This window comes from Dechloromonas denitrificans, from assembly GCF_020510685.1.
In the GTDB taxonomy this organism is placed as follows: Bacteria; Pseudomonadota; Gammaproteobacteria; order Burkholderiales; family Rhodocyclaceae; genus Azonexus; species Azonexus denitrificans_A.
In genome coordinates this window covers 1357197-1371078 of the sequence record NZ_CP075185.1, presented here as the reverse complement: position 1 = coordinate 1371078, position 13882 = coordinate 1357197, and the positions used below count along the sequence as shown (strand labels likewise).

Below are 13882 nucleotides of genomic sequence, written 5' to 3'. Positions count from 1 at the left end.
ATTTTGGCCGGCGCCAAGCGCCGCCCGGCCAGCGACCAGCCGGCGTCAGGCGCCGGCGCTTAGCTGCGCCGCCGCAACCCGCGCCGCGTTGTCCTGGAGAAAGGCCGGCACGGTGTCGGCCGGCAGGGCCTGCGAAAACAGGTAGCCCTGGAATTCCTCGCAACCGAGGCAGCGCAGGATCTCGAACTGCCCCTGGCGCTCGACGCCTTCGGCGACGATGCTCAAGCCGAGGCTTTGGCCGAGCGAAATGACGGCGCGCGGAATGGCCATCGCATCGGCATCGCGGTCGCATTCCATGACGAAGGAGCGATCGATTTTCAGGATGTCGAGCGGGAAACGCTTCAGATAGGCCAGCGAGGAGTAACCGGTGCCGAAATCGTCGACCGCGATGCGCACGCCGAGTGCCTTCAGATCGGACAGCGTGCGCACCGTCAGTTCGACATCGCCAGCCAGCATCGTCTCGGTCAGTTCCAGTTGCAGACAGGCCGCCGGCAGGCCGGTTTCGGCCAGCACCGTGCGGATCTTGCTCGCCAGATCCTGATCGGCGTACTCGCGGGCCGACAGATTGACCGCCATGGTCAAGCCGGCCCACCCGGCTGCCGCCCATTTGGCTGCCTGCTGGCAGGCGGCCCGCAGCACCAGAGCGGAAATCGGAATGATCAGGCCGGTTTCCTCGGCCAGCGGGATGAAACGTACCGGCGAGACGCTGCCCAGGGTCGGACTCTGCCAGCGGACCAGCGCCTCGAAACCGGCGACCCGGCCGGTCGCATCGACTTTCGGCTGATAGTGCACGCACAGCTCGTCGGCGGCCAGCGCGCTGCGCAGCGCCATCTCCATCTCGAGCCGCTCGTAGGCGGCGCTGTTCAATTCCGGCGTGTAGAAGCGGAACTGCCCCTTGCCGCCGGCCTTGGCGTGGTACATCGCGGCATCGGCCTGGCTGAGCAGCGTGGCGAAATCCTTGCCGTCGTGCGGGTACACCGTCACGCCGATCGACGCCCCGACCCGCAGATCGTGGCCGTCGAGGAGGACCGGCTCGGCAATGCATTCCTGAATGCGCTCCAGCGTTTGCGCCAGATCGCGGACGCTGGCCTGGTCGGCCAGGATCAGCACGAATTCGTCGCCACCGTAGCGCGCCACGGTATCGACTTCGCGCAGGCTGCGACTGAGACGCCGGGCGACGACCTGGAGCAGGCGGTCGCCGACGGCATGGCCGAGACTGTCGTTGATGATCTTGAAATTGTCGAGGTCGACAAAGGCCACCGCCACCTGCCGACCGCTGCGCCGGGAGCCGCCCATCGCCTGGTTCAAACGGTCCTGCAACAGATTGCGGTTGGGCAGGCCGGTCAATGGGTCGTGCGTCGCCTGATATTCCAGCTCGGCCTGGTGCTGGCGACGCTGGGTGATGTCCTCGACGGTGCCCTCGTAATACAGCAGGGCGCCCTCCGGACTGAGCACGGCATGGGCGTTTTCGGAAATCCAGATGCGGCTGCCGTCGCGCCGATAGACCTCCGACTCGAAATCGCGGACCAGACCGTTGCGCCGGATTTCACCGGAAAACGCGGCGCGCCGCGCCGGATCGACATACAGGCGGTGGGCGATATCGGCAATTTCATCGATCAGTTCGCGCGGCGTCCGATAACCGTACAGATCGGCCAGCGCCTGGTTGGCCGCCAGATAGTGGCCGTCGCTGGTGGTCTGGAACATGCCGACCACCGATTTCTCGAAGACGCTGCGAAAACGCATCTCCGCCTCGGCCAGCCGGAGCTGCCCGGCAACCCGCTCGGTAATGTCCTCGATAAAGCCTTCCAGTACCCGGCCGCCGAATTCGTCGATGACGCAGGTGCCGCGCTCCATCACCCACTTGTGCGCGCCGTCGCGGCAAACGATGCGGTATTCGATGCGATAGGGGGCGCTTCCTTCGACCGCCGTCATCACCGACTGCCGGACCGCTTGCCGGTCGTCCGGATGGATCAGGCCTTCCAGCGAGATGCGCTGGCTGCGTTGAAGTTCGTCCGCCGTGTAGCCAGTCAATTCGTGACAGCCGGCGCTGACGAAATGGACCGTCCAATCGGCATCGATGGCGCAGCGAAAGAGCATCCCGTCGAGATTGCCGACCAGCACCTTGAGCACCCGTTCGCTGTCGATCTGCTGCCAGATGCTGGTCTTGCCGGCCAGTTGGCCGGAGAAGAACGCCGAGAGGGAATTGACGCCTTGTCTCATCCGGCGACCGCGCTGCTCATTTCTGCCATCGCCGCCTGGCGCAGCAAGCCTTGCAGTTGCCCGCCGCTGTCGTCGATCCAGGCCACCACCGCATCGATCGCCCGACTGGCAATGACGAAATAGGCGTCCGGCGAAACACTGACCCCGTCGTTGAGCAGCATGCTGGTGCGCACGACATGGGTCAGATCGCCGATCATCGAGCGGGCCTGCCGGCTGATCCGGCCATCGTCAGCGGCCTGGGCGGCCTGATCGAGCAAGGCTTCGGCCCGGCCGACCAGGAACATCAGGCGGACCCGCGCCACCGCCGAACAGGCCTGGCGCGCCGCGACACTGCTGCCGATCGCCCGGGCCTGCCCGAGACACTCGGTGAGCAACGGCAGGCGATGGGCAAAGTTGCGCACCCGGCCGAGCTGATCGCCGGCGAACAGCGGTTCGATCCTCCGTTCGCCGAGCGCCGACAGCCAGCGCAAAAGCTGGGCGATCAGCTGGCCATGCTCGGCAATGCTCTGCTCGGCCTGCTTGCCGGCCTGCGACTCGACCAGATTGCGCCAGCGGAAAATAAACAGCCCGACCTCGTTGGCGGTAAAGCACGGCAAGGGCCGGGCGCCTTCAAGACGGGCGTGAGCTTGCAAGGCCGGCAACAGGGTTTCGACCAGAACCGCCTGGTCGCGCAGACGCGGCAGGAATCCGGCGTCGCCGGCCAGCCAGGCGCTGCTCATCCCACGATGTTTCTGGACATGGATCAGCAGCATGAAGAGGTGACGACTGACGGCCAGGGTTTCCGGGAATCCCGGCAGACCCTTGCGCCCACGCCCGCGCTGGCTCTGCCACAACATCAGCAGCGCGGCACTCGGCGCGAGAGCGGAAAGCAACAGGATCAATGGTGAGGTCATGGGCATTTTGATGCCGCGGTCACTTTTGCCGACCACGGCCTGATTCGGCGTCGATAGCAGACATTGCGCGACGCAAGCACAGCACTAGCAAGCCCTGTACCAGATCGACCGAGACAACGGACCCTTTTGAAAACAATGACATTTTTTCCGGCAAGGCCGCTGGCACCCGATCGTCATCTGAAAACATGCACCAATCCGGTGCAATCAACCCCATTTACATCGCCAGTCATTCCGTTGACTATGTTGTCGATGCAGACCAGCTTGGAGCATAGATACCGCAATGGCCCCCTCCAGCTTCTCCCTGAGCAGCCGACTCTGGCTGGTGTTGGCACTGGCCATGCTGCCGTTGTTCGCCTTGACGATTTACGACTATCGCAACCAGCGCCGCAACGCCATTGCCAGCATCGAGCAGGATGCGCGGCTGATGCTCCAAGCGACGCGCATCGAAGAACAGGCGGCATTGCGCCAGGTCCGCCAGATGCTCCGCATCATGGCGGCGGCCGACAACCTCAAGCAGCTCGATCCGGCCGACTGCACCGGCCTCGTCCAGCGCTTGCTCAAGTCGTCGGAGCACGTTTCCAACCTCGGCGCCGCCTACCCGAACGGCGATGTCTTCTGCTCGGCCGTCCCGTCGCCCGCCCCGATCAACGTCGCCGATCGTTCATGGTTCCAGAACTCGCTGACCAACCACGACATCTCCGACGGCCAGTTCCTGATCGGTCGCTTTTCCGGAAAGCCCGGTATCACCTTCGGTTTGCCGATGCGCGATGCGACCGGCAAGCTGCTGGCGGTTCTCTTTATCGCCAGCGACATCACCTGGTTCGATCGGCTGACCGAGAACTACCAGTTACCGTCAGGCTGGATCTCCACCCTCTTTTCCAGCGACGGCGTACCGATCTCGCGCTTTCCCGACCCGGACACCTGGCGCGGCAAGCTGCTGAGCGCCGACAGCAAGGCACGCTTGCTCGCTGCCCTGCAAAATTACCGGGGCAGCGTCGTGATGAGGAGCCTCGACGGCGTCGAGCGCCTGTACATCCTGCTGCCGATAAAAATCGCCAGCCAGTCGTTGATCGTCAGCATTGCCGTACCGGTCAACGAAACGCTGAAAGTCGTCGAGCGCCAATTCTGGCTGCGCCTGGCCATTCTGTCTGTCGTCACCCTGCTTTCGATGCTGCTGGCGCGCTATTACCTGCACAATCTGGTCGAGCGCTGGGTTGCCCAAATCAAGAATGCCAGCCGCAAAGTGGCCGACGGCGACTATGCGGCACGGATTGTTTCCGACAAGGAGCCGACCGAACTGGGCGAGCTGTCCAGACACTTCAACGACATGGCGGCGGCGCTGGAGCAGCGGGAAATCGAGCAACAGGAAGGGCGCCAGGCCATCGAAGCGCTCAATCAGCTGCTCGCCGCCAAGCTTGCCGAACTGGAAAACGCCGATCTCGATCTGCGCCAACTGTCGACGGCCGTCGAGCAAAGCGCGGCGAGCATCGTCATTACCGACGTCAACGCCCGGATCATCTACGTCAATCAGGCCTTCACCAGGGCCAGCGGCTACACCGCCGCCGAGGTCATCGGCCGGAACCCCAACGTGCTGCAGTCCGGCGACACGCCGCCAGCGACCTACCGGGAGATGTGGGCGACGCTGTCGGCCGGCCGTATCTGGCGCGGCGAATTCCTCAACCGGCACAAGAACGGTTCGCAGTACATCGAACTGGCGACGATCTCGCCGATCCGCCAGAGCGATGGCCAGATCGGCCAGTACGTCGCGGTCAAGGACGATATTACCGAGCGGCGCAAGAACGAGATCGAACTCGAGTCGTATCGCCACCACCTCGAGCAACTGGTCGAACTGCGAACCAGCGAACTGGCCGTCGCCAAGGACGCCGCCGAACGGGCCAACCGCGCCAAATCGGAATTCCTGGCCAACATGAGCCACGAAATCCGCACCCCGATGAACGCCATCATCGGCCTCAACTACCTGCTGACGCGCAGCCCGCTGACACCGGAACAGCAGGACAAGCTGCAGAAGGTAGCGGCGGCCTCGAACCACCTGTTGCAGATCATCAACGACATTCTCGACCTGGCAAAAATCGAAGCCGGCAAAATCGTCCTTGAGCGCCAGGTCTTTTCTCCAGCCGATCTGCTGCATTCGGTGGCCGACGTGATCCACGACCAGGCTGCCGACAAGGGGCTGCAACTGCTGGTCGCCAGCGGCGACCTGCCGGCCCAGGCGGTCGGCGACGCCACCCGGCTGGGCCAGGTCTTGCTCAACCTCGCCGGCAATGCCCTCAAATTCACCACGGACGGGTCGATCACGCTATCCGGCCAACTGCTGGCCGAGCGCGACGGCCGGCTGCTCTGTCGCTTTGCCGTGAGCGACACCGGCATCGGCATCCAGCCGCAGGACATTCCCCGCCTGTTCCACCCCTTCGAACAGATCGATGCGTCGACGACGCGGCGCTTCGGCGGGACCGGCCTGGGTCTGGCCATCGCCCGCCAACTGGCCGAACTGATGGGCGGCGAAGTCGGGGCCGACAGCACGCCCGGCGTCGGCAGCACCTTCTGGATCAGCGCCAGCCTGGAAGCAGCGCCGAGCGACCCCGTCCTGCCCCGAGCTGCCGCCAGCGCCCCGAACGACGAAGGCCGGGTGCATGGCCGCATCCTGCTGGTCGAGGACGACCCGATCAACCGCGACATCGGTGTCGACCTGCTCAGCCTGGCCGGCGCCGAGGTGATAACCGCCGAAGACGGACTGGCGGCGGTCGAGCGCTGCCAGCAGCAAAGTTTCGATCTGATCCTGATGGACATCCAGATGCCCCGGCTCGACGGCCTCGACGCGACCCGGCAAATTCGCGCCCTGCCCGGCTGCCAGTCCACGCCGATCGTCGCCCTGACGGCCAACGCCTTCGTCGAAGACAAGAACCTCTGCCTGGCCGCCGGCATGAACGATTTTCTCGCCAAACCGGTGAAAACCGAGGCCCTTGCCGCGATCTTGCGCAAATACCTGAAACGCGGCCCAACGGAGCGCCCGGCGGGCCTTACCGCCGCGACGGAAGCGCCGCCCGACCTGAGCCGGCTGGCCGTCGAGCTCGAGGCGCTGATTCCCCTGTTGATGACTGGCGACGTCGAAGCCAGCCGGAAATTCTCTACGCTGCAGCAGCCGCTGCGTGCGGCCTTCCCCGGCGAATTCAGCACGCTGCAACGGGCCATTGCCGCCTTCCATTACGAACAGGCGCTGACCATTGTCGATGCGCTGGTCGCCCGGCTGCGCTGACACAATATCGCGCCCGGCGGTTCGTCTCCCTTGCTTGCTGGCCCGTGGCGGGGGAAACTATCCGCTACCAATAAATATCCACCGAGGAGTGCCGAATGAACGATCTGGAGCGGGAATCAAAGGGCGAGTCACGGCCCGTCGTTCTCGCCGTGGATGACGTTCCCGACAACCTGAGCACTCTTTCCGAGTTATTGCGCGAACTGGATGTCAGCGTCCGGGTCGCCAACAGTGGCACGACAGCGCTCCGTTATGCCGATCTCGAGCCGCGCCCGGATCTCATTCTGCTCGACGTGATGATGCCGGGCATGGATGGCTATGAAGTGCTGAAGGAATTGCAGGCCAAGCCGGAAACGCGAAACATTCCGGTCATTTTCGTCACTGCCCTCGACAGTCCGTGCGAAGAGGAAGTCGGCCTGCGCCAGGGTGCCGCCGATTACATCGCCAAGCCGATCCGGCCGGCCGTGCTGAAAGCCCGGGTTCTCGCGCAACTCGAACTGAAACGGTCGCGGGACCGGCAAGCCAGCCAGCAAGCCGAACTGGAAAAGGAAGTCAGCCGCCGGGTCGCCGAAAACACCAAACTGCAAGTCCACCTGCAACTGGCGCTGGCCGCCGTCGGTTTCGGCACCTGGGAGCTGAACCATCAAACCGGGTTCACCGAATGGAACCAGTCGCTGTGCCAGATTTTCGGCCTCGAGCACAGTCCGTCCAGGGTTTCCGAGTTTCTCGACATGGTTTACCCGGATGACCGCCCGAGCCTGGAAAGCCGGCTTGCCGACTTGCGTCGCCCGGGCGACGAACTGTATTTCGAAGAATTCCGGATGCGCCACCAGGATGGCCACTGGGTCTGGATCGAAGCGCGTGGCCGGACGATCGAGCGCGACGCCCAAGGCGGCGCCCGGATTGCCGTCGGCAGCATGACCGACATCAGCCGACGCAAGCAGGCCGAAGTTGAACAGCAGCTTTCCTCGGTGGTTTTTACCAGCATCAGCGACGGCATCTGCATAACCGACCCGGACTGCCGGATTCTGCTGGTCAATGAGGCGTTCTCGCGGATGACCGGCTATGCGGCCGGCGAAGTGAAGGGCGAAAAGCCGAGTGTGCTCAAATCCGGCACCCATGGTCCGGCCTTCTTCCAGGCGATGTGGGCGGCGATCGATCGGCACGACAGCTGGCAGGGTGAAATCACCAACCGCCGCAAGGATGGCGAATTGATTACCGAATGGCTGAGCATCTCGGCCATGCGCGATGCAGGCAAGCGCCTGACCCATTACGTCGGCATCTTCAGCGATCTCTCGGAGCGCAAGTCGGCGGCCGAACGCATCCAGTACCTGTCAAGCTTCGATGCGCTGACCAACCTGCCCAACCGCAACCTCTTCGCCGACCGCCTGACCCAGGCCCTGATCAGCGCCCGCCGCTTCGGCCGGCAAACGGCGACCATCCTGCTCGATCTCGACCGTTTCCGCTTCATCAACGAAACGCTCGGCCCGCCGGCCGGCGACGAGGTCCTGCTCGAAGTGACCCGCCGCCTCAACCTGCAGGTGCGCGATGGCGATACGGTCGGCCGCCGGTCGGGCAACGAGTTCGGCTTCGTGATGGCCAACCTGAGCCAGGAGCACGATGCGATCGCCCTCGCCCAGCGCATCCTCGAGGCGATCTCGGTGCCTTTCGTGGTAGCCGGGCAAACGCTGGTCGTTACCGCCAGCATCGGCATCAGCGTCGCGCCGCGCGACGGCACGACGGCCGACGAACTGCTCAAGACGGCCGACACGGCACTGACCCGGGCCAAGGCGGCAGGCCGCAATACCTTCCGCTTCTATTCGCCGGAAATGGATGCCGACGCGGCGCGCCGGCTCGGTCTCGAAGCGGCGCTGCGCACCGCCCTGCAGAACGACGAGCTGAAAGTCTTCTACCAGCCGCAGATCAGCCTGGAGAGCGGCAACATCATCGGCATGGAGGCGCTGCTGCGCTGGAACAGCCCGCTGTTCGGCGCCGTCTCACCGGCCGAGTTCATCCCGATTGCCGAAGAAACCGGCCTGATCCTGCCGATCGGCGAATGGGTCCTGCGTACCGCCTGCCTGCAAACCCGCCAGTGGCTCGATCTCGGGCTGGCCTCGTTGCGCATTGCGGTCAACCTGTCGACGCGGCAATTTCGCCAGGCCAATCTGGTCCTGGTCGTCCGCCAGACGCTGGCCGACACCGGCCTGCCGGCCGCCGCGCTCGAACTGGAAATCACCGAAAGCGCCTTCATCGACGATGCCGAGGAAGCCATCGCCATGTGCCGCGCCCTGAAGGTCCTCGGCATCAAGCTGTCGCTCGACGACTTCGGCACCGGTTACTCGTCGCTGGCCTACCTTTCCCGCTTCCCCTTCGACAAGCTGAAGATTGACCAGGCTTTCGTCCGCGACATCACCGAAAACCCGGTCAACGCGGCGATTGCCACGGCCGCCATCGTCATGGCCCGCAGCCTCAATCTGTCGGTCCTCGCCGAAGGCGTCGAGACCGAGGCCCAGGCCAGCTTCCTGCGCGGCCGGCGCTGCGATGCGATGCAGGGTTTCCTGTTCAGCCGGGCGCTGCCGCCCGACGAGTTCGAGCAATTGCTGGCCGGCAACAAGCGCCTGCCGATCGCCGACATGCCGACCGACAGCGGCCAGACCCTGCTCCTCGTCGACGACGAGCCGAACATCCTGAATTCGCTGAGCCGCCTGCTGCGCCGCGAGGGTTACACGATATTGACGGCGACCTCGCCGCTCGACGCTTTCGAATTGCTCGCCCAGCAACCGGTGCATGTCATTCTGTCCGACCAGCGCATGCCGGAGATGTCGGGGACCGAATTCTTTTCCCGCGTCCGCCAGCTTTACCCGGACACCATCCGCATCGTCCTGACCGGCTACACCGATCTCGACTCGGTGACCGGCGCAATCAATCGCGGCGCCATCTACAAATTCCTGACCAAACCCTGGGATGACGATCTGTTGCGCGAACAAATCCGCGAAGCTTTCCGGCTGGTCAAGGAAACACGCCACAACCGCCGCCTGCCGGGGCAATGATGAGCCTGCCGCTGCCCAGCGCTCCCGAACACTACCTGACGCTGGCCATTGCCATCCTGCTATGCGGCATCGCCATCGGCCGCCTGCTCCGCCGGCCGGCGCGGGAGCGCGAGGCCGAGCAGCATTTCCATGCGATCTTCGACCATGCCATGCTCGGCATGGCCCGCTCGGGACTCGACAAATGCTGGATCGAGGTCAACCCGGCGCTGTGCAAGATGCTCGGCTATTCCGCCGCCGAACTGACCGGCAAGAGCTGGACCGAAGTGACGCACCCCGACGACCTGCCGGAAAATGCTGCCAAGTTCGCTGCCGTGCTGCGCGGCGAAGCCGACGGCTACGAGATGGAAAAGCGTTTCATCCGGCCGGACGGCTCCGTCGTGCACACGGCGATTGCGGCGCGCGGCATCCGCAAGGCCAACGGAGCAATCGACTCCTTCTCGGTAGTCATCGAGGACATCACGCAACGCCGCGAAACCGAAAGGCAACTCGCCCGCCAGGTCGAGCGCTCGCGGGTTTTGCTCGAACTGCCGCTGAAGGCCGAGCAGTTGGCCGAGCGGGAATTCGTCCAGTTCGCGCTGGAACAGGCCGAAACGCTGACCGGCAGCAGCATCGGCTTCCTGCACTTCGTCAATCCGGACGGCGAAAGCATCGAACTGGTCGCCTGGTCACGCAACACGCTGGAGAAATACTGCAGCGCGGCCTTCGACTGCCATTACCCGATCACCCAGGCCGGCATCTGGGCCGATGCCGTGCGGACCAAAGCGCCGGTCACCATCAACGATTACGCCACGGCGGCCAATAAACGCGGCCTGCCCGACGGCCACTCGACCCTGACCCGGCTGCTCAGCGTGCCGGTCATGGAGGATGGCGCCGTGCGCATGATGACCGGGGTCGGCAACAAGGCGACGAACTACACTCCTTTTGATGTCGAAACACTGCAACTGATCGGCAACGAAACCTGGCGTATCGTCCGCCGGCAACGCGCCGACGTCGCCTTGCGCCAGGCGACGCAGGTCGTCAATGCCAGCCCGGTGGTCTGTTTCCGCTGGGCGGCGTGCGACGGCTGGCCGGTCGTTTTCGTTTCCGACAATGTGCAGCAATGGGGCTATAGCGCCGACGACCTCAAGGCCGGCCGACCGGCTTTTGCCGAACTGGTGCATCCCGACGATCTCGCGCGTGTCGCCGCCGAGGTGGCGCGCCACACGGCAGCCGGGCAGGCCAGTTACGAGCAGGAATACCGCCTGATCACCGCCGACAACCAGGTGATCTGGGTCGTCGACCGGACGCAAGTCCTGCGCGATGACGACGGCCAGGTCGTCTTCTACGACGGGGTGCTGACCGACATCACCGAGCGCAAGCAACAGCAACTGAAAATCTCGGAAAACCTCTTCCAGCAGCAAAAACTCAACAAGCGTCTGGAAGAAGCCAACAACCAGTTGCTGCAGTCGGAAAAAATGGCCTCGATCGGCCAGCTGGCGGCCGGCATTGCCCACGAACTGAACAATCCGATCGGCTTCGTGCATTCCAATCTCGGCACCCTGGATGGCTACCTGCGCGACCTGATGGACATCATCGACACCTACGAGCGGATCATCAACGCCCCCGACAGCACTTGCCAGCAATCGCCGGCTCTCGAACATATCAAGGAAGAACGCGACTTCGCCTTCCTGCGGACCGATATCTTCAACCTGGTCGCCGAATCGAAGGACGGCCTCGGCCGGGTCCGCAAGATCGTCCAGGACCTGAAGAGCTTCTCGCGCGTCGGCGAGCAGGAATGGCAGGAAGCCGACCTCCACCAGGGGCTCGACTCGACGCTGAACATCGTCTGGAACGAACTGAAGTACAAGTGCAAGGTGGTCAAGGAGTACGGCGTCATCCCGCACATCCATTGCCTGATCTCCCAGCTCAACCAGGTCTTCATGAATCTGCTGGTCAATGCCGGGCACGCCATCGAAAGCGAAGGGACGATCACCATCCGCACCGGCTGCACCGGCGAGGACCGGGTGTGGGTCGAGGTCAGCGATACCGGCAAGGGCATCGCCCCGGAAAACATCAGCCGGATTTTCGAGCCCTTCTTCACGACCAAGCCGGTCGGCAAGGGCACCGGACTCGGCCTGTCGCTCTCCTACAGCATCGTCGAGCGGCACCACGGGCGCATCGAGGTCGACAGCGAACCGGGCCGCGGCTCGACCTTCCGGGTCGTGCTACCGATCCACCCGCCGTTTGCGCCGAGCGATAAAACGGCAACCGAAACGCTGGCCGGCTGACGCTTCGGCAAAATACCGGGCAAGGGCCGATCCTGGCGTTGCCAATCGCTGCTCAAAACGAATGCGCATACCCTGCGGGGCGACCGGATTGCCCGGACCAGCCATCGCCGACCAGTTGCCGGCCACACTCGTCAATCAAGCCAAAGACGGCATCGACGGCCAGCGTTGCCCCCGCGAAGTACTCCGGCACCGTCACGGAAATTTCCGAACTGACCAGCATTCGGGTGCGCACCAGCTCGGCCATCTGCTGCACCGCAAGCCTGGCGCCCGCCGCCTGCGCACTGCGCATGTCGCCCTCGGCAGCCTGCTTGAGCAAGGCCTCGGCGCGAGCAATCAGGAACATCAGGCGGACCCGGGCCACGGCGGAGCAGGCCTTGCGGGTCACCACGCTCAACCCGACGGCGCGCGCCTGACCAAGGCATTCGGCAAGCGCCGGCAGGCGGCTGGCGTAGTTGCGCACCATGCCGCGCGCGCCGCGGTCGCCGACCAGCGGTTCGAGCCGCGCCTCACCGAGGGCGGACAGCCACTGCAGGAGTTGCTCGATCAACCGACTGTGCTCGGCGATGCTTTGCTCGACCGACAGGCCGGCCAGTTTTTCCCGCAATTCCTGCCAGCGGCGCTGCAACAGTGAAAGGTCGTTGGGCGTCAGGCAAGGATGGGGTTTGTCGCTTTCACTACGGGCCACCGGGCGCAACGACTGGAACAGGGCGTCGATTTCCCGTGCCTTGCTGTCGAGCTTGCTGGCGAAACTGCGATCGCCGGACAACCACGCCGAACTCATGCCGCGATGCTGCTGGAAGTGCGCGGTCAGCGCCAGCAACGAACGGCAGCCGGCCAAGGAATTATCCAGCGAGCGCCCGGAATCGACCCAGCGTCGCCGCCGCTGCAGCAGCAGCGAAAGGCCGGCGATCAACACGGCCGCCCCGAGCATCGGATAAAAGATCCATTCCATCGCCATACCTCATTCGTATTGGTAGTTGTTCAGGGCGCCGGTCAATTGCACGGCCAAATCGCTCAGATAGCGCGACAGTTCGCTGTTTTCGCTGACCAGGTGTTCGTTGGCATCGGCCAGTTGCGCGACTTTCTCGATATCGCGCGCGATGTTCTGGCCGGCTTCGCTCTGCTCCCGACTGGCCGCGGCGATGTCGCGAATCAGGTCGAGCGTGCGCTGGGCGTTTTCCTCGACCCGCCGCAGGTCGCCGACCGCCTCGCCGGCATCGGCCAGGCTGTGGGCCGCCTCCCGGTTGGTCTGGGTCATCGCCGCGATCATGCCGGCGACTTCGCCATGCACGCCTTCGATCCGTTCGCCGATTTCGCGGGTGGCGCCGCTCGTCCGTTCGGCCAGCTTGCGCACCTCGTCGGCCACCACCGCGAAGCCCCGCCCCTGCTCACCGGCCCGCGCTGCCTCGATGGCGGCATTGAGCGCCAGCAGATTGGTCTGGGCGGCGATTTCCGAAATCAGTCCGACAATCGTGTCGATTTCCCGCGACCGCTCGCCCAGCCGTGCTGCGCTGCCCGCCGTTCGATCCACCGTCGCCGCCAGATCCTGCAGGCTGGCAGCCAGCCCCCCCACCCGCTCGCCCCCGGCCAAGGCCATCCGGCGCGACGCCTCGGCCACCTCGGCGGCGCCCTGCGCGCTGTCGCTGGTCATGCCCAGGCTGACCGTCAGTTCTTCCAGCGTTGCCGACGACGAGAAGGTGATATCGCGCTGGCGACGCACGCCGGCATCGCCGCCACTGGCGTTCTGCCGACTCTCGCTGGCGACGCTGGAAATTTCCTGCGACATCCGGGCGAAGCTCAGGAACAAGCCGGCCAGCGAACGCGCCATGCCATTCAGGCGCTCGGCCAGCGGCGCCAGCACGCCGCACTGCCGCGTATCGAGCCGCGCCACCAGCTTGCCGGCGGCCAGATCGTGGGCGAAGGCATCGATCATCGCCAGGCCATGCGCCAGGCTGTTCACCAGACGACTGGCGAGCAGCGCCGAAATCGCCAGCCCGAGACAGCCCAGCCAGCCGACGAAAAGAGAACCACCGCCGGCAAATCCGCGGGCCATGGCGGCCCCGGCGAGCGCGGCGAGCAGCCAGGAAGTCAGTAGAGGCAGGCGCAGCCTGGCCTGGAAGGGTTGGGCAGCAAACGAATCACGGTCGGTCATGGGGAGTCTCGGGCGTTATTGATATTGTT

General features: G+C 64.6%; 8 protein-coding genes. 3 read left to right on the top strand and 5 right to left on the bottom strand.

The annotated features are described in order from the left end of the window. Window positions 1-45: 45 nt before the first annotated feature. Genes KI611_RS06550 through KI611_RS06540 form a run of 3 tightly spaced genes read right to left on the bottom strand, consistent with a single transcriptional unit; the run spans window position 46 to window position 3300 of the window. The gene (locus KI611_RS06550; protein ID WP_226419024.1) at window positions 46-2220 is read right to left on the bottom strand and encodes a putative bifunctional diguanylate cyclase/phosphodiesterase; all 2175 of its coding nucleotides are present in this window, start codon (window positions 2218-2220) and stop codon (window positions 46-48) included. Continuing rightward, window positions 2217-3113 carry a nitrate- and nitrite sensing domain-containing protein gene (locus KI611_RS06545; RefSeq protein ID WP_226419023.1) on the bottom strand — a complete coding sequence of 299 codons (897 nt, stop codon included), beginning with the start codon at window positions 3111-3113 and terminating at the stop codon, window positions 2217-2219. The genes KI611_RS06550 and KI611_RS06545 overlap by 4 nt, the downstream gene beginning before the upstream one ends. Before the next feature lie 19 nt (window positions 3114-3132). Next, the gene (locus KI611_RS06540; protein ID WP_226419022.1) at window positions 3133-3300 is read right to left on the bottom strand and encodes a hypothetical protein; all 168 of its coding nucleotides are present in this window, start codon (window positions 3298-3300) and stop codon (window positions 3133-3135) included. Between the two features lie 93 nt (window positions 3301-3393). On the opposite strand from KI611_RS06540, the gene KI611_RS06535 reads away from it, so the two are divergent. From KI611_RS06535 to KI611_RS06525, 3 genes are all read left to right on the top strand, one after another. Next, window positions 3394-6387, top strand: a complete 2994-nt coding sequence (locus KI611_RS06535; protein WP_226419021.1) for a response regulator — start codon at window positions 3394-3396, stop codon at window positions 6385-6387. Window positions 6388-6482: 95 nt separating this feature from the next. After that, window positions 6483-9434, top strand: coding sequence for an EAL domain-containing protein (locus KI611_RS06530; protein ID WP_226419020.1), 2952 nt, complete (start codon window positions 6483-6485; stop codon window positions 9432-9434). Then, window positions 9434-11701 carry a PAS domain S-box protein gene (locus KI611_RS06525; RefSeq protein ID WP_226419019.1) on the top strand — a complete coding sequence of 756 codons (2268 nt, stop codon included), beginning with the start codon at window positions 9434-9436 and terminating at the stop codon, window positions 11699-11701. The genes KI611_RS06530 and KI611_RS06525 overlap by 1 nt, the downstream gene beginning before the upstream one ends. A 52-nt stretch (window positions 11702-11753) precedes the next feature. Here KI611_RS06525 and KI611_RS06520 read toward each other — a convergent pair whose 3' ends face one another. Together KI611_RS06520 and KI611_RS06515 are read right to left on the bottom strand one after the other, a co-directional pair. Further along, window positions 11754-12653: a nitrate- and nitrite sensing domain-containing protein gene (locus KI611_RS06520; RefSeq protein WP_226419018.1), complete on the bottom strand. Its 900-nt coding sequence runs from the start codon at window positions 12651-12653 to the stop codon at window positions 11754-11756. Window positions 12654-12662: 9 nt separating this feature from the next. Next, window positions 12663-13853 (bottom strand): methyl-accepting chemotaxis protein, encoded by a 1191-nt coding sequence (locus KI611_RS06515; RefSeq protein ID WP_226419017.1) that lies wholly within the window; start codon window positions 13851-13853, stop codon window positions 12663-12665. Between the last annotated feature and the right edge of the window lie 29 nt (window positions 13854-13882).